Source organism: Pigmentiphaga sp. MLSB6-MA01 (assembly GCF_058793475.1).
In genome coordinates, this window is the sequence record NZ_JBXAFV010000005.1 from 33,240 (window position 1) to 49,493 (window position 16,254).

The following is a 16,254-nucleotide window of genomic DNA, read 5'->3' on the forward strand; positions in this document are numbered from 1 at the left end:
TCAGGACGCCCCAGGAGCCCACGATGAACGACGAACTCGTCTTCTATACCCATCCCATGTCCCGCGGCCGGATCGCGCGCTGGATGCTCGAGGAAGTCGGCCAGCCCTACCGTACCGAGGTGCTGGACTTCGCCACGTCCATGAAACGTCCCGAGTACCTGGCGATCAACCCCATGGGCAAGGTGCCCGCCATCCGCCACGGCGGCACCGTGGTCACTGAATCGGCGGCGATCTGCGCCTACCTGGCCGACGCCTTCCCCCAGGCCCGGCTGGCGCCGCCGCCCCAAAGCCCCCTGCGCGGCCCCTATTACCGCTGGATGTTCTTCTGCGCCGGCCCCGTGGAAGCGGCGGTCACCAACCAGGCGCTGGGCGTCAGCGTGCCCGAGGACAGGCGGCGCATGGTGGGCTACGGCACGCTGGCCGAAGTGCTCGACGCATTGGAGGCGGCCGTCGCGGGGGGCGACTACGTGGCGGGGGACAGTTTCACCGCGGCCGACGTCTACGTGGGCTCGCAGCTGGCCTGGGGCATGATGTTCGGCACCATCGAGAAACGCCCGGCCTACCAGCGCTACGTGCAGCGCCTGACCGCCCGCCCGGCGGCGGTCCGGGCGCAGCAGATCGACGACGGCCTGGCGGCGGCCGCGAAGGCAGGCAAGGCCGGCTGACCTCAGCGCGCCACGTGCAGAAAGTGCCGGTGGCGCTCGTACTGGTCCAGGATGTCGCCGATCACGGCATCGCGGCTCCATCCCATGATGTCGTAGTCCTGGCCGCCCTCGCGCAGGTGGACCTCGGCCCGGAAGTACTTGCGTCCCTCTTCGTCGCGCACCTCGGCGGCGGTCAGGCCGGGACGCACGAAGGACTCCGGCCGCACGGCGTAGGAAAAATCCAGGGCCTCCTGGTGCACGACCTCCAGCGCCACCTCGCCGTCCTCGCCGTCGCGCACCCGCGCCTCGTAGCCCAGCTTGTGCAGTTCCTCGACCACGGCCTCCATGGCCGGCCGCACCACATCGGCGGTAAAGCGCAGCACGTGCGCGCGGCGCGGCATCATGACCATGTTGCGCAGCCGCGATTCCCAAGGCTCGCCGCCCCCCGACGGCCGCGACAGCGCCAGCGACTGGTGGTGGATGCGGCGTTTGGTGGCGTCCAGCCTCAAGGCCTTGAACAACCCCCATACCGACGCCAGCAGCACGATGGAGAACGGCAGCGCGCTCGCGATGGTCGCGGTCTGCAAGGCCTGCAGCCCATCGGCCAGCAGCAGCGCCACCGCCACCACGCCGGTCAGCACCGACCAGAAGATGCGCTGCCACACCGGCGTGGACTCGGCGCCCCCCGAGGCCAGCAGGTCCATCACCAGCGCGCCCGAATCGGCCGAGGTCACGAAGAACACCACCACCATCGCGATGGCCAGCATGGAAATGGCGCGCCCCCAGGGGTAGTGTTCAAGGAAGGCGAAGAGCGCCAGGGAACTGTCCGCCTTGACCGTGCCGGCCAGGCTGTCCAGATGCTCGAACAGCACCAGGTGGATGGCCGAGCCGCCGAACACCGTCATCCACAGGAAGGTGAAGCCCGTAGGCACCAGCAGCACGCCCAGCACGAACTCGCGTATGGTCCGGCCGCGCGAGATGCGGGCGATGAACAGCCCCACGAACGGCGACCACGCGATCCACCAGCCCCAGTAGAACAGCGTCCAGCCGCCGATCCAGTCCGTGGGCTGGTAGGCGTAGAGGTTGAAGGTCTTGGCGACGATGTCGGACAGGTAGGCGCCGGTGTTCTGCAGGAAGCTCTGCAGCAGGAAGATGGTCGGCCCGACCGCCAGCACGAAAAGCAGCAGGATCACGGCCAGGTACAGGTTGAGCTCGGACAGGATGCGTATGCCGCGGTCCAGCCCGCTCGCCACCGACAGGGTCGCCAGCCCGCAGGCGATCGCGATCAGGATGATCTGGGTGCCCGTGCCGACGGGCGTGCCGAACAGATGGTGCAGGCCGCTGTTGATCTGCGCCACGCCCAGCCCCAGCGAGGTCGCGACGCCGAACACGGTGCTGATGATCGCGAAGATGTCCACGGCGTTGCCCACCGGACCGTAGATGCGGTCGCCGATGAAGGGATACAGCGCGGACCGCAGCGTCAGCGGCAGGTTGTGGCGGTAGCTGAAATAGGCCAGGATCAGCGCCACGATCGCGTACAGGGACCAGGCATGCAGGCCCCAGTGGAAGAAGGTGATCTTCATGGCCTCGCGGGCCGCGGCCACCGTGCCCGCCTCGCCCACCGGCGGCGCGACCAGGTGCATGACGGGCTCGGCCACGCCGAAGAACATCAGGCCGATGCCCATGCCGGCCGAGAACAGCATCGCGAACCAGGTGAAATTCCGGTAGTCGGGCTCGCTGTGGTCCGGGCCGAGCTTGATGTTGCCGTAGCGGCTCACGGCCATGAACACCACCGACAGCAGGATGATCGCGACCGCCAGGATGTAGAACCAGCTCGCGTTGGTGAGTATCCACCGCTGTATCGCGTCGAAGACATCCCCCACGATGCGCGGGGCGGAAACCGCGCACACCACCAGCGCCAGGATGAAAGCGGCCGCTGTGAAGAACACCGGGCGATCTATCGTTGTTTTCATGAGGACTCCCGTTGGACAGGCCCGCGCGCGTGCGGCGGGTATCGCCTGCCCCCGCATTTTTTCATCCCCGGCCCCCTCCAGGCAAACGGCGATGTGTTAACCAGTTAACCGACAACCCTGCCGCGCCCCCGCAGAATGGCATCATTCACGGTGGAGACTTGCGATGACAACCCTGCGTACCGCGCTGGCCGCGCTGCTGGCCTTGACCGCGACGGCTCCCGCCGCGGCGGCCGATTTCCCGACCCATCCCATCAACCTCGTCGTGCCTTTCGCCGCGGGCGGCACGACCGACCTGCTGGCCCGCACGGTGGCCGGCGGCATGAGCCGGCAACTCGGCCAGACGGTGATCGTCATCAATCGCCCGGGCGCGGGCACGGTGGTGGCGGCGCAATCGGTGGCCAAGGCGCCGGCCGACGGCCACACGCTGCTGGTCGCCAGCAACGCCACCCTGGCCATCAATCCCCTGCTGATGAAGGACGTGGGCTACTCGCCCACCGATTCCTTCGGCTACGTCTCGCTGCTGGGCACGGTCCCCAACGTGGTCGTCGCCCGCCCCGACGCCCCGTGGACCACCCTGGTCCAGGCGCTGGACCAGGCGCGCGCGCGGCCCAAGGGGCTGGCCTACGGCTCCATGGGCGCGGGCACCTCCAACCACATCGGCATGGAATTGGTGGGCCTGCAACGTTCGGCCACGCTGCTGCACGTCCCCTACAAGGGCAGCGCGCCCGCGCTGGTGGACCTGATGGGCGGCAACGTCGACGTGGTGGTGGACACGCTGGCCGCCACGCTGCCGCAGGTCCGGGCCGGCAAGCTCAAGGCATTGGCCATCCTGAGCGCCAGGCGCTCGCCGCTGGCGCCCGACATCGGCACCGCGCAGGAACAGGGCGCGGGCGAGGTCGACCTGTATTCATGGTTCGGCATCGTCGCGCCGGCCGGCACCCCCGCGCCGGTGATCGACCGCCTGAACGCCGCCGTGCACGCGGCGCTGGCCGACCCCAATGTCGCGGCCACCCTGAAACAGGCCGCCATCGAACCCTCGGGCTCGACCCCGGGCCAGTTCGCCGAGTTCGCCACCCGGCAGCGCGAGCTGTATGCCCGTATCATCGAACGCACCCGGATCACGCTCAACTGACGGCCACCATGCATCCCTACGTCTCTTTCATCAATCCCGACCGCCTGCCCGCCCCCAACGGCTTCACCCATGTCGCCATCGCCCCCGTCGACCGGCTGATCATCGTCTCGGGACAGGTGGCCTACGCGCAAGACGGCAGCATCGTCGGCAAGGGCGACCTGGCCGCCCAGACCCGGCAGGTGTTCGAGAACCTGGCGACGGCGCTCGAAGCGGCCGGTTCGGCGCTGGCCTACGCGGTCAAGCTCAACTACTTCGTCCGCGACCTGACCGAGGAAGCGGTGGCGACCATACGGCGCGTGCGCGCGCCCTACCTGGACGCGGACCATCCTCCTGCCAGCACGCTGGTGGGCGTGGCCGCGCTGGCCCGGCCCGACCTGCTGCTGGAGGTCGAGTGCCTGGCGCTGCAGGTGCCTCAATACCCGTCCGAATAAAACCGGGCCAGTTGCGCCACATCCGGCACCCGCAGCCTGCCCCGCGTGCCCAGGACCAGGCCCGCGCGCTCCAGCGCGGCCAGCCTCAGGCTGGCCCAGGTGCGGCTGATGCCGGCCATCTTGGCCAGGTCCGCGCGGGTCACGCCGACGATCTCGGCGCCATGGCCGTCGTAGCCGGGAGCGGCCAGCGCGAGGTCGTGCAGGATGCGCGCCAGCTTGGCCGTGGCCGAATCCAGGACCCGGGGGCCCGACCGCGCGATGCTGTTGGTCGCCAGCATCGCGGCCACGCGCGCCACGTTGATGGCGAAAGCCGGCACCGTTTCCATCAACGCCAGCAGATCGGCCCGCTCCATCGATGACAGCGACGCCGGCTCCAGGGCCTCGCACGAGATCGCGCGGGGCTGGTCCAGCAGCGTGCTCAGCAACCCCAGCGTCTGGCCCGACGACCAGACCGCGGTCGTGAATTCCTCGCCCGAGGCCGCCAGATGATAGGTGCGCAACCGCCCCGCCCGTATCACCCACAGCCGCGGGCTGGGGTCCCCCTGCGCGAACAAGGGCTGGCCACGCGCGAGTTCGCGCGCCGACATGCGATCGCGCACGGCACGCGCCTGCGCCTCGGACAGGCGCTCCAGCAACAGCGAAAAAGCGGTGTCGGGCGAAGTCATGGCGCATTCTTCTCGCCGTCCGGGGAAAAATCAACCAACTCCTGTCCCGAAGGATTCATTACACTGCCCGCGTAGCAGCCCCTGTCCTGTCGACCCGTCGCGGAAACCACGATGCTTCAAACGTACTCGGAACGCTTGCTTGCCAACACCTTGAAGGACCTCGTGCGGCGCGGCACGCTGGAGGTCACGCTGCCAGGCGGCCGCCGCCTGGCGTTCGGCGACGGCGCATCGCCGCGCGCCGCCATCCGTTTCACCGACACCCGCGCCGTGCTGGCGCTGCTGATGGACCCCGACCTGCGCCTGGGCGAGCTTTTCATGGACGAAAGGCTGGTGGTCGACGAAGGCAGCATCTACGACGTGCTGGAACTGCTGCTGCGCGATGCCGACGCGGCGCAGCCCGGCGCCGCGGTGCGCCTGCTGGACACGGTGCGCATGTCGATACGGCGCTTCCTGCAGAACAACCGCCCCGGCCGCGCGCGCGCCAACGTCGCGCACCACTACGACCTGGACGACCGCCTCTACGCGCTGTTCCTGGACGACCAGCGGCAATACTCCTGCGCCTATTTCGAACACCCCGGACAGAGCCTGGAAGCGGCCCAGCGGGCCAAGCAACGGCATATCGCCGCCAAGCTGCTGGTCGAGCCCGGCCACCGCGTGCTCGATATCGGCTGCGGCTGGGGCGGCTTGACGCGCTACCTGGTCGAGGTCGCCGGCGCCGGCCACGCCACGGGCATCACGCTGTCCGAAGAACAACTGAAGGGCGCGCGTGGACTGGCCGCCCGGACGGCCCGCCCGGCGGCCTACGACTACCGCCTGGAGGACTACCGCGCGACACCCGGCCGCTTCGACCGGATCGTCTCGGTGGGCATGTTCGAGCACGTGGGCGTGGGCTACCACGATGCCTTCTTCCGCAAGTGCCATGAACTGCTGGCCGACGACGGCGTGATGCTGCTGCACTTCATCGGCAACTCCGACGTGCCGGACTTCAACAATCCCTGGATAGAGAAATACATCTTCCCCGGCGGCCACATCCCGTCCCTGTCGGAATTCACGCCCGCCATCGAACGCTCGGGGCTGGTCGTCACCGACATCGAGGTGCTGCGCCTGCACTACGCGAGCACGCTGCGGATATGGCGCGACCGCTTCCTGGCCAGGCGGGCCGAGGCCGTGGCGCTGTACGACGAACGCTTCGCCCGCATGTGGGAGTACTACCTGTCGATGTCGGAAACGGCCTTCCGCTACCAGGACATCGCCATCTTCCAGGTGCAACTGGCCCGGCGCCAGGAAAGCGTGCCGCTGACGCGGGACTACGTGGGCGAGCGGGAGGCCCGGCTGCGCGAGGCGGAAGCCCGCCTGGACAGCCCGCGCCTCATGCCTTCAGGAACATGAAGACGCTCATCGAGATGCCCACCAGCACCACGGCGGCCCGCATCACGGCGACCGGCACGCGGCGCGCCAGCCGCGCGCCGGCAAACCCGCCCACCGTCGCGCCCACGGCCATCACGCCCGCCTCGCGCCATTCGACCAGCCCGCCCGCCACGTAGACCACGGCCGCCACCACGGTCAGCACGCCGGAAAGCAGGTTCTTGAGCCCGTTGATGGCAGTGAAATCGCCGCGCCCGGACATGCCGAACAAGGCCAGCAGCATGATGCCCATGCCGCCGTTGAAATAGCCGCCATACAGGCTGACGGCGAACAATCCCCCCGCCGTCGCGCCCGGGGACAGCACCCGCCCGCGCGCCATCCTCGGCATGAGGGGCGCGCACAGGAACAGCGCGGTGGCGAACAGCAGCAGCCAGGGCGCCACGCTCCGGAAAACGCCTCCCGACGTCCACAGCAACAGCATCGCCCCCGCGCTCCCGCCCGCCAGGGCAATGCCCGACAGCCGCGCGAGCGAACCCGGCCCGGACTGCGCGATGTCGCGCCGCAAGGCCCAGGCACCGGTCAGATAACCGGGCAGCAGCGCCAGGGTGCCGGTGGCATTGGCGACGGCCGCGGGCATGCCCACGGCGACCAGCGCGGGCAGCGTAAGAAAGCTCCCTCCGCCCGCGGCGGCGTTGAGCATGCCCGCGCCGCAGGCTGCCGCCAACAAAAGCAGGTCCGACATCACTTCCCCATCACCTGAGCCGCTGGCTCCGCAGCGGCGCGACGGCGCGCATATCCACGCTCGGATCGCGCCCCCCCGCCACGTCGGCGATGACGCGTCCCGTCAGCGCGGCCAGCGTCACGCCCAGATGGCCGTGGCCGTAGGCCAGCAGGACATGGGGCGTGGCCGGGGCCTGCCCCAGGATGGGACGGCTGTCGGGCACGGAAGGACGCGGCCCCACCCATGTCGATACCGGCTCGGCATCCACGCCCCGGACGTACCGCTCCAGACCACGGAATACACGCCCCGCGCGCGCATGGTCGGCCGGGGCATCGGGATGCGCGAACTCCGCCACACTGGCCATCCGGATACCGGCGGCCATGGGCGTCAGCGCCACCTTGCGCTCCACCATCAACACCGGCAGGCGCAATGGGCTGCTGCCCGGCGCCAGCATGACGTGATAGCCGCGCTCGGCGACCAGCGGGATATCCACCCCCAAGCCGCGCGCCAGCCGATGCGACCATGCGCCGGCGGCCAGCACCACCCGATCGGCGCGCAGGCGCCCATCCTTCGTCAGCACGCCGCCGGCATCGATGCCGGTCGCCTGCGCGCGCAGGATGCGTCCGCCCAGCGCCTCGACGCGGGCAGCGAGGCGCCGCGCCAGCACCAGCGTATCCGTGACGTATCCCATACCGGGTATCCACATCGCGCCGCCAACATGATCGGTCAACGCGGGTTCCATGGCCCGGGCCTCGTCCGTGTCGAGCGGCGTGCACGCCACCCCCAGGCCACGCCGGGATTCATAGGCGCCATGCGCGGCCCGCAGTGCCGCCGGCGACCCGAACACATGCAGGGCGCCTGACCGCCGCACCAGATCGTTGCCGCCGATGTCGTCCAGCACGGGCTGCCAGGCCTCCCAGGCCTGCGCCATCATCGCCGCCATGGCATGGGTGCCGACGCGCGCGCGCTCGGCGGTTCCCTGCGCCACGAAGCGCGCGAACCAGGGAAGATGGCGGCCGGCATAGCCGGGCCGCACGATCAGCGGACCGTCCGGGTCGCGCAGCAGCCGGACCGTCTGCCCCAGGATGCCGGGCGCGGACTGCGGAAAAATGGACGCGATGGCGATATGGGCGGCGTTACCGAAGCTCGCGCCCTCGCCCACGCCACCGCGGTCGATGACCGTCACGGCATATCCGTCCCGCTGCAAGGCATGGGCACACGCGAGGCCCACCAGCCCCGCGCCCAGCACCACGACCGAACCTCGCGCGGATGCGCTCATGCCTGCACCTGCGGCATGGCCCCATCCCGCAGATCGCCCAGGCTGTCCGCGCGCAGCGCGCGCCACAGCACGCCCGCGGCCGACGCCGTCGCGGCGCGCAGATCGCCTTCGCCCACCAGCGCCCTCGTGTCGGCGGGCGTCAGCAACAGGCGCAGCGCGCTGTCGGGTTCGTCGAACCCGGCGATCAGGCGCAGCGCGGGGATGCCGCAGGCCGCGAAATTCGCATGGTCGCTGTTGGGCATGAGCGGCAGATGGACGCCCAGCGCGCCACCCGCCAGCGATGCGCCCGACCGGGCGAACTCGCCCAGCCGGACGAATCCCGACGTCAACGCGGTCAGGCGCGGCGACCCCGCCAGCGAATCGAGATTGATATTGAGCGCCATCGCGGCGCGCCGCGCCCCGGGAAGCGCCGCCAGCCATTCGCGCGAGCCGTTCAACGCCCATTCCTCGGCGCTGAACAGGCACACGGTCAGGCCCCGGCGCATGGCGTGCATCCGGGGGGCGAACGCCCGGGCCAACGCCATCGCCGCCGCCACGCCGGTCGCATTGTCCAGGGCGCTCTCCGCCAAGGGGTGCCCGTCGATGTGGGCGGACAGCACGACGCGCTCGTCCGGCTGCGCGGCCTGGCCAGCCGGCAGGTCGAGCACCAGCGTGTCGGTCCGCGCCTGCGGCAGGTCTTCGCCATCGATACGCACATGGACGCGCGCTCCGGGGTGCCGCAACGCCGCGCCGGCCTCGGCGGAAATACCCATGGCCGGAATGCCCGGTCCCCCGCCGCGGCCCGAGGATCCCGACACCGGACCTATCCCGGCCTCGGGCTGGACGACCAGGAAGGCGGCCGCCCCCGCCCGCTGCGCCGCGGCAAGCTTGACGCGGCGATGGACGGTCTGCGTGGAAAAGGGATACTCGTGCCGCACCATGACGGCGTGCCCGCGCACGCCCTCGCCCGCGGCGGCGATCATCTCGGGCGTTCCCCGCCCCAGGTCGAGCACGGGCACCTCGATCCCCGCTGCCGGCGTGAACGCCGTCCCCAGCAGCGGCACGGCCTCCAGTTGCCGGCCGTCGGGCAGGCGCGTCAGGGCGGCATGGTCGCACCGCCACCCGGCATAAGGCGTCGATTCGCGCGCGACCGGTCCGAAAGCGGCCAACTGCCGCTCGCACCAATCCTGCGCGGCGCGTTCGCTGGCGGTACCCGCCATGCGCCCGCCGTGCCGGCACAGGGCCTCGAAGTCGGTCCACAGCTCTTCGTCCTGCCGAAGGCGCGCGGCGACCTCGCCGAAGGCCGCCTGCTCGGCGGTCCGCGCGCCCGCATCGTCCCGCGTCATGCCAGATGCTCGTCGAGGAAGGCCAGCGTGCGCTGCTGGGCCAGGGCCGCCGATTCCGCGTGGTAGAGATCGCGCTGGTCGCAATTGAAGCCATGCCCCGTGGCGTAGAAATGCACGGCCGCCTCCGGCGCCGCGCGGCCCGGCTCCATCATCTTGTCCCTGGAGACCAGGTGATCGCGCTCGCCCCAATGCAGCATCATGGGAATGCGCGGCGTCGGCGCGATCACGGTGGGAATGGCGTTGCCGTAGTACGAGACCGCGCACGCGAATCCCGTGCCGCGCGCGGCGGTCACCCAGGCCGCCGTTCCGCCCCAGCAGAAACCGACGATGCCCACCTTCCCGGCTTCGGCGGCGAACATGCCGGCGGCCTCGATGTCCTTGACCGCATCGTTCCAGTCGATCAGTCTCATCAGGGCCTGGCCCTTGCGGACGTCGTCGTCGCCGTACCCCAGGTCCAGCCCCGGCTCCACGCGATCGAAGACGCCGGGCGCGATCGCGAGATAGCCCCATCCCGCATACCGGTCGGCCACGCTGCGTATGTGGCTGTTCACGCCGAAGATCTCGGGCAGGATGACCACGCCCGCCCGTGGCGCGCCCGCCGGCCGGGCCACGTAGCCGTCGAATTCGAAACCGTCAGCCGAGGCCAGGCGCGTCAGTACACCGCTCATTGCATACTCTCCTTGTTCGCACGAACACCTGTCGGTGCCGTTCATCAATCCACTTTGATACCGGCCTGGGCGGCCACGTCGCGCCAGGCGGTGAATTCCCGGTTCATCAGGCCGGCGAAGGCCGCCGCGTCGCGCGTCGCCGGCGAAATGCCCAGCGCCGCGAAGCGCTCCACGATGGCCGGATCACGCATGGCCGCCGCCACCGCCTTCGCGATGCGGGCCGAGATGTCGGCGGGCAGCCCCGCCGGCGCGATCACCCCCCACCAGTTCAAGACGTGCACGCCCTGCACGCCCAGGCGATCGAACGTGGGAATCTCGGGAAAGTCCTTCAACGGCTCGGGCGACGCGACCGCCAGCGGCCTCAGGCGTCCACTCTTGACCAGGGGCATGCCCGAGGCGGTGCTGGTGAAGATGGCATCCACCTGCCCGGCGATCGTCTCGTTCATGGCGGGCCCCGACCCGCGATAGGGCACGCTGGCCAGGGACGTCTTGGTGCGCAGCTGGAGCAGTTCGGCGGCCAGGTGGCCCAGCGAACCGGGGCCGGCGTTGGCGATGTTCACGGGACGATCGTGCGCCTGCTTGAGGAACGCCGGCAGGTCGGCCGCGCCCGCAGCCGGCACGAACAGCACCAGCGGCGCGGATCCCACCTGGGCGACGGTGGAGAAATCCTTCGCCACGTCGTAGCCCGGCGACGTACGGCGCACCGCCGCATTGAGCACCAGGGCGACATCGGCCAGCATGATCGTGTAGCCATCGGGCGCGGAACGCGCCAGTTGCGTCGCGGCGATCGCCGTGTTGGCTCCCGCGCGGTTGATGACCACGACCGATACGCCCAACTGTTTCTGGAGCTGCGGAGCCAGGGCCCTGACGACGATGTCGGAGGCGCCGCCCGGCGCATACGGCACGACGAACTCGATCGGCCGGGACGGATAGGAATCGGCCAGGACGGGAGCGGCGGCCGCGGCGCCTGCCGCGCCCGCGAGGCAAAGACGGAGAATGGAAAGGACACGCATGTCACGGACGCCTGGAGGAATGAGAGGCGCCACATTAAGTTCCACCATGAGGGGGGTCAAACGAAAACTTCGAGACCCTCATTCCGCCATGGAATACCCCGGATCCAGGTGTTTCTGTATGCGCATCTGTGTCGCTTCGGCCTCGGCCAGCATCCAGTCCAGGAACCGGTCCCGGGCCGCGCCATGGCCCGCGCCGGTGGGCAGCACGGCATGGTAGGCATACCGCGTCCGCACGCATTCGCCCAGCGGGCGCACCAGGCGGCCGCTCTCGAGCTGGTCCAGCACCAGGAACAGCGGACAGATCGCCACGCCCAGCCCCGCGACCACCGCCGGGATCAACACGGAGAACCCCTCGAACAACAGGCCCGTGCCGGCGCGGGGCGTCCACGCGGGCGCCGCGCCCGCGCTCCATTCCCGCCAGTCATAGCCGCGCTGCGCCCGCTGCAATACGGGCAGGGCCTGGATCTGCCGCAGCGTGGCGCGCGTATCCCCGAGCAGATCGGGACTGGCCACGAGCGCCATTTCCCGCCCGAGCAGGCGTATCGCCCGGGCATCGGGCCAGCGGCCGGCGCCGACCCGGACCTCCAGGTCGAAGCGCTCGGTCACCGGCGAGAAGTCCGGCAGGCGCGGACGGACCGCCAGGCGCGTGCCGGGCGCCCGCTCGCGGAAACCCGGCAGGCGGGGAATCAGCCAGTATGACGCGAAGGCCGGCGACGCGGATATCTCCACCGCGGCCGCGGGCGTTTTTTCCCCGGCCACTTCCTGAGCGATCGCCGTGCCCTCCTGCAGCATGGCCAGCGCATCGCCGGCATGCGCGAGGTAGGCGCGGCCGGCGGGCGTCAGCGCCAGGAGTTTTCCCGAACGCACGAACAGCCGGCAGCCCAGTTGTTCCTCCAGCGCCTGCACCTGTTTGCTGACGGCGCTCTGGGTCAGGCACAGCGTGTCGGCCGCGCGGGTGAAGCTGTTGCAGCGGGCGACCTCGATGAATGCGCGCAGGACCGGTATGGAGGGAATGTTCATGATGAAGGACGCAGGCCAGGAAGCCGCCCCCCGGGGCAGCCAGGGTTCGCCGCGGCGCTGCATAACATTTGCTTATCGATAGCGCCGAGAATTCGATTATGTCGCCGGACACGGTACGACCCAGAATGGCTCCAGTCTAATCCAGAGCCATCCGGGAGCCTCCGATGCCGGACATCATCGGCGAATACATCGACCGCCTGGTCACGGTCGAAATGCGCAACCGCGCAATGAACCACAACATCATCGGCCCGATCTACGACCAGGCGCGCGCCGAAGGCGGCGGCAGGCCGATCAGCGCGCGCGCCGCGCAGGCCCTGGCCGATACCGTGCGGCCCGGCGACCGCGTCCTGATCGTGACCGGCGCGGGCTACGCGCCCGAGGCGCCGAACGGCGAGAGCGACGGTCCGCCCGGCGCGGCGGCCCTGGCCCATGCCCTGTTCTGGGGATTGCAGGCAGTCCCGGTATTCGTGACCGAACCCTGCCACGCCCCGCCGGTCGTCGCCAGCAGCCAGGCCGCGGGCATCATGGTGCGCGACTATGCGCTGTGCCGCGACCGCCGCATGGGCGCGGCGCTGGCGACCTCGCCCGAGCGGCAGGACGACGTGCAGGCCTGGGCCGCCGGCCTGCTGGACGACTACCAGCCCCGGGCCATCGTATCGATCGAACGCCTGGGGCCCAACGAGCACGGATTGATCCACTATTCCACGGGTGTACGGCCCCGGTCGGGCGTCGACCTCTCGCCGCTCTTCGCGCTGGCCGCGCAGCGCCAGGTCCTGTCCATCGGCATCGGCGACAACGGCAACGAGATCGGCTTCGGCCGGATCTTCGACTTCATGAAATCGTTCCATCCCTACGGCCGGCATTGCCAGTACGAAGGCGGGGTGGGCGTGCCGACCACGGTCGCGACCGACATCTTCCTGCCGGCCTCGATCTCCAACTGGGGAGCCTATGGCCTCTGCGCCATGCTCGCCTTCCTGTGCCGCCGGCTCGACGTCCTGCATACGCCGGCGGTCGAACGCGACGTCCTGCGCGCCTGCCTGGACGCCGGCGGCTGGGAGATGCGGTATTGCACCTCGCGCTTCATCGTCGATGGCACCGAAGGCGAAAGCTCGATGGCGATCATCCAGCTTCTGCGCGACATGGTGCGCGTCAATATCGCGCCGCCCGACCGTGGGTTGTCCCACGGCACGCTCGACCGCTAGATTTTTCATACCTCGGGAGAAACCGACATGTCTGCATCGCTCAGGCGCATCGCCGCCTGCCTGTCCCTCACGCTGGGCGCGATCGGCGCGGCCCACGCCCAGGCGCCCGCCGCCTCCGGCCGTCCGCTGCGCATCGTCGTTCCCTACGCCTCGGGCGGCCTGGCCGACATCACTGCCCGGCTGCTGTCCGAACACCTGGCCGCGCGGCTGCACCAGCCCGTGGTCGTGGAGAACAAGCCGGGCGCCAACGGCGCCATCGGCACCGCGCAGGTCGCCAAGGCCGCGCCCGACGGCAATACGCTGGTCTACGTCGTCAGCTCGCACGTCTTCGGCCGCGCGCTCATCCCCGACCTGCCGTTCGACCCCATCAAGGACTTCGCGCCGGTCACCATGGCGACACGCACCGCGATGGTACTGGTGGCCTCGCCCTCGCTGCCGGTGAACAACGTGCCGGAACTGGTGGCCTACGTGCGCGCGCGCCCCAACCAGCTCGCCTTCGCCTCGGCCGGCAACGGCAGCAACGTCCACGTCTTCGGCCAGTGGTTCGCCGACCTGGCCGGACTCAAGATGACCCACGTTCCCTACAAGGGCAGCGCGGCGGCGCACATGGATCTCATCGCGGGACGCACCCAGATCGTGTTCGACACGCTGGGCGCCGTCCAGCCGCACGTGGCCGCGGGCAACCTCAAGATACTGGCCGCCGGCGCCGAACGGCTCGCGCGGTATCCGGACATCCCCACCGTCGCCGAGGCGGGCTATCCCGGGTTCCGCGCGGAATCCTGGGGCGCCGTCCTGGCCCCCGCCGGCACGCCGGCCACGCGCATCGACCAGCTCAATCGCGAGATCGTCGCGGCGCTGAAGCTGCCGGAGGTGCGCAAGCGCCTCGAGGACGCCGGCGCGCAAGTGGTCGGCAGCACGCCCGCCGAGCTGGGCGAGATCCTGGTGGCCGAGGAGCAGAAATACGGCGAGCTGATCCGCCGCATGGGGATCCGGCTCGAATGACCCAGGAACCAGGAAGGAGCATGTCCATGAAGGCCGTTTCCCTGTACGCGCCCTATGGCTGGAAGGCGAAGATCGGCCTGATCGTCCCGTCCACCAACACCATCAACGAACCCGAGTTCTGGCGCATGGCTCCCGAAGGCGTCGGCGTGTTCTCGGCCCGCGCCATGCTGCTGGGCAGCATGACCCAGGAGTCCTACGTCGCCATGGCCGAGGCGACCCGCTCGGCCGCCGACCAGCTGGCCACCGCCGAGGTCGACATCATCGCCTACGGCTGCACGTCCGGATCGTTCATGTGCCCCATGTCCGAGATCGTGGCGGACATCCGCGAGCGGGCGGGCGCGCCGGCCCTGGCGGCCTCGGGAGCCGTGGTCGCGGCCCTGCGGGCGCTGGGCGTGCGCAAGGTGGCCGTGGCCACCCCCTACGTGGAATTCGTCAACCGCCGCGAACGCGAGTTCCTGGAGGAATACGGCTTCGATGTGGTGTCGCTGCACGGCCTGCAACTCGGGGAAACGCAGGAAGAACGCCGCGGCATCGGCCGCGTGCCCCCCGAGGCCATCTACCGGCTGGCCCGCCTGGTCGACCGGCCGGAGGCGGACGCCGTGTTCATCTCCTGCACCAACCTGGCGTCGCTGGGCGTGATCGCGGCGCTCGAACGCGACCTGGGCAAACCCGTCATCACCAGCAACCAGGCCTGCTTCTGGGCGTGCCTGCGCCGCCTGGGCCTGCGCGACGCGATCGGGGGCCACGGGAAGCTGCTCGAATCATGCCTCGCGCCTATCGACGACGCCGCCTTCGAAGTATCATCGGCGGGATCTCCCCATCGCTGATCGCATCGCCACCTTGGCACGTCCGCTGAACTTCCGGCAGCTCGAGGCATTCCGCGCCGTCATGCTGACCGGCAGCATGACGGCGGCCGGGCACGTGATGTCCATTTCACAGCCGGCGGTCTCGCGCCTGATCCGCGACCTGGAATACGAACTGAAGCTGGGACTGTTCCAGCGGCAGGGCGTCCAGATCATCCCGACCGAGGCGGCGCTGCGCCTGTACCGGGAAGTGGAGCGGCACTTCTCGGGCGCCGACCGGATCCGCGAGGCGGCGCGCGCGATCCGCCTGTCGACGGCCGGATATCTCCATGTGGGCGCGATGCCGAATCTCGCCACGCATTGCCTGCCCGAAGCGATCGGCCTGCTGCTCCAACAGCATCCCGACGTCGTCGTGTCGGTCCATCCCGACAGCTCCATCAATCTCGTTTCCATGCTGCGCCACGCGCAGCTGGACATCGTGTTCGGCGGGCCGCCGGGCGACCTGGACGGGCTGGAGCACGACCCCTTCCCGGCGACGCAGGCAGTCTGCGTCATGCCCGCCCGCCATCCGCTCGCGGACAGGAAACGGATCTCGGTCAACGACCTGGACGGACAGGACTTCGTCGCGCTCGGCCAGGCCAGCCGCCAGCGCATGCAGCTCAATGGCGCCATGCTGGAGGCCGGGGTCAAACCCAATATCCGGGTCGAGACCATGCATTCGTCTTCCGTGATCGGCTACGTGAGCCGCGGCGTCGGCATCGCCATCATCGACCCCATCGCCATCATCGGCGCCCACCTTCCCAGCGTCGCCATCCGGCCGTTCACGCCCACGATCTCGCTGGAGTTCTCGGCCATGTACCGCCGCCACATGCCCAAGCCGGCCGCCGCCGCCCCCCTGACCCGGGTGCTCAAGCAGGTGGTCGCGGACAAGCTGGCGGAATTGGACGCCAGGATCCCCCGGGCGACGGATCGGCGGCGTCCGGGCAGGGTTTAGAATCCCATCTACCCTCC

At 69.9% G+C, this 16,254-nt stretch carries 16 protein-coding genes; 8 read left to right on the plus strand and 8 right to left on the minus strand.

All coding sequences use genetic code 11. The features are described 5' to 3' along the window. Positions 1-23 precede the first annotated feature (23 nt). Positions 24-665 (plus strand): glutathione S-transferase family protein, encoded by a 642-nt coding sequence (locus tag AC1Q6E_RS09875; RefSeq protein WP_152793214.1) that lies wholly within the window; start codon positions 24-26, stop codon positions 663-665. A gap of 2 nt (positions 666-667) precedes the next feature. Here the strand turns inward: AC1Q6E_RS09875 and AC1Q6E_RS09880 are convergent, their stop codons facing one another. Continuing rightward, the gene (locus AC1Q6E_RS09880; RefSeq protein WP_492572652.1) at positions 668-2,617 is read right to left on the minus strand and encodes a BCCT family transporter; all 1,950 of its coding nucleotides are present in this window, start codon (positions 2,615-2,617) and stop codon (positions 668-670) included. Positions 2,618-2,780: 163 nt separating this feature from the next. On the opposite strand from AC1Q6E_RS09880, the gene AC1Q6E_RS09885 reads away from it, so the two are divergent. Then, positions 2,781-3,749, plus strand: coding sequence for a tripartite tricarboxylate transporter substrate binding protein (locus AC1Q6E_RS09885; RefSeq protein WP_152793216.1), 969 nt, complete (start codon positions 2,781-2,783; stop codon positions 3,747-3,749). 8 nt (positions 3,750-3,757) lie between these two features. Then, positions 3,758-4,180 carry a RidA family protein gene (locus AC1Q6E_RS09890; protein ID WP_152793217.1) on the plus strand — a complete coding sequence of 141 codons (423 nt, stop codon included), beginning with the start codon at positions 3,758-3,760 and terminating at the stop codon, positions 4,178-4,180. On the opposite strand, the gene AC1Q6E_RS09895 is transcribed toward AC1Q6E_RS09890, so the two are convergent. Beyond that, the gene (locus AC1Q6E_RS09895) at positions 4,162-4,845 is read right to left on the minus strand and encodes a Crp/Fnr family transcriptional regulator (RefSeq protein ID WP_152793218.1); all 684 of its coding nucleotides are present in this window, start codon (positions 4,843-4,845) and stop codon (positions 4,162-4,164) included. The two genes, AC1Q6E_RS09890 and AC1Q6E_RS09895, sit on opposite strands and share 19 nt — an antisense overlap. 111 nt (positions 4,846-4,956) lie before the next feature. Here AC1Q6E_RS09895 and AC1Q6E_RS09900 point away from each other — a divergent pair, with 111 nt between their 5' ends. Further along, the gene (locus AC1Q6E_RS09900) at positions 4,957-6,234 is read left to right on the plus strand and encodes a class I SAM-dependent methyltransferase (protein WP_492572653.1); all 1,278 of its coding nucleotides are present in this window, start codon (positions 4,957-4,959) and stop codon (positions 6,232-6,234) included. On the opposite strand, the gene AC1Q6E_RS09905 is transcribed toward AC1Q6E_RS09900, so the two are convergent. The 6 genes from AC1Q6E_RS09905 to AC1Q6E_RS09930 all read right to left on the minus strand — a co-directional run bounded on the left by AC1Q6E_RS09905 (position 6,215) and on the right by AC1Q6E_RS09930 (position 12,236). Further along, positions 6,215-6,952, minus strand: a complete 738-nt coding sequence (locus AC1Q6E_RS09905; RefSeq protein WP_492572654.1) for a sulfite exporter TauE/SafE family protein — start codon at positions 6,950-6,952, stop codon at positions 6,215-6,217. The two genes, AC1Q6E_RS09900 and AC1Q6E_RS09905, sit on opposite strands and share 20 nt — an antisense overlap. A gap of 10 nt (positions 6,953-6,962) precedes the next feature. Beyond that, a complete protein-coding gene (locus AC1Q6E_RS09910) occupies positions 6,963-8,210 on the minus strand; it encodes an NAD(P)/FAD-dependent oxidoreductase (protein ID WP_492572655.1) in 1,248 nt (415 codons plus the stop codon). Further along, positions 8,207-9,535, minus strand: a complete 1,329-nt coding sequence (locus AC1Q6E_RS09915; protein WP_492572656.1) for a M28 family metallopeptidase — start codon at positions 9,533-9,535, stop codon at positions 8,207-8,209. The genes AC1Q6E_RS09910 and AC1Q6E_RS09915 overlap by 4 nt, the downstream gene beginning before the upstream one ends. Beyond that, positions 9,532-10,203, minus strand: coding sequence for a dienelactone hydrolase family protein (locus tag AC1Q6E_RS09920; protein WP_492572657.1), 672 nt, complete (start codon positions 10,201-10,203; stop codon positions 9,532-9,534). The genes AC1Q6E_RS09915 and AC1Q6E_RS09920 overlap by 4 nt, the downstream gene beginning before the upstream one ends. A 44-nt stretch (positions 10,204-10,247) precedes the next feature. Beyond that, complete coding sequence (locus tag AC1Q6E_RS09925; protein ID WP_296559873.1) at positions 10,248-11,216, minus strand: Bug family tripartite tricarboxylate transporter substrate binding protein; 969 nt, start codon at positions 11,214-11,216, stop codon at positions 10,248-10,250. A gap of 78 nt (positions 11,217-11,294) precedes the next feature. Continuing rightward, complete coding sequence (locus tag AC1Q6E_RS09930) at positions 11,295-12,236, minus strand: LysR substrate-binding domain-containing protein (protein WP_296559871.1); 942 nt, start codon at positions 12,234-12,236, stop codon at positions 11,295-11,297. A 164-nt stretch (positions 12,237-12,400) separates the two neighbouring features. On the opposite strand from AC1Q6E_RS09930, the gene AC1Q6E_RS09935 reads away from it, so the two are divergent. The 4 genes from AC1Q6E_RS09935 to AC1Q6E_RS09950 are packed head-to-tail and all read left to right on the plus strand — an operon-like array spanning position 12,401 to position 16,237. Next, positions 12,401-13,438, plus strand: a complete 1,038-nt coding sequence (locus tag AC1Q6E_RS09935; protein WP_152793226.1) for a glutamate cyclase domain-containing protein — start codon at positions 12,401-12,403, stop codon at positions 13,436-13,438. A gap of 27 nt (positions 13,439-13,465) precedes the next feature. Further along, entirely contained in the window at positions 13,466-14,440 is a 975-nt protein-coding gene (locus AC1Q6E_RS09940; protein ID WP_152793227.1) for a Bug family tripartite tricarboxylate transporter substrate binding protein, read from the plus strand. Positions 14,441-14,466: 26 nt separating this feature from the next. Continuing rightward, positions 14,467-15,267: a maleate cis-trans isomerase family protein gene (locus AC1Q6E_RS09945; RefSeq protein WP_296559865.1), complete on the plus strand. Its 801-nt coding sequence runs from the start codon at positions 14,467-14,469 to the stop codon at positions 15,265-15,267. 13 nt (positions 15,268-15,280) lie between these two features. Further along, positions 15,281-16,237: a LysR substrate-binding domain-containing protein gene (locus AC1Q6E_RS09950; protein WP_152793229.1), complete on the plus strand. Its 957-nt coding sequence runs from the start codon at positions 15,281-15,283 to the stop codon at positions 16,235-16,237. Positions 16,238-16,254 lie beyond the last annotated feature (17 nt).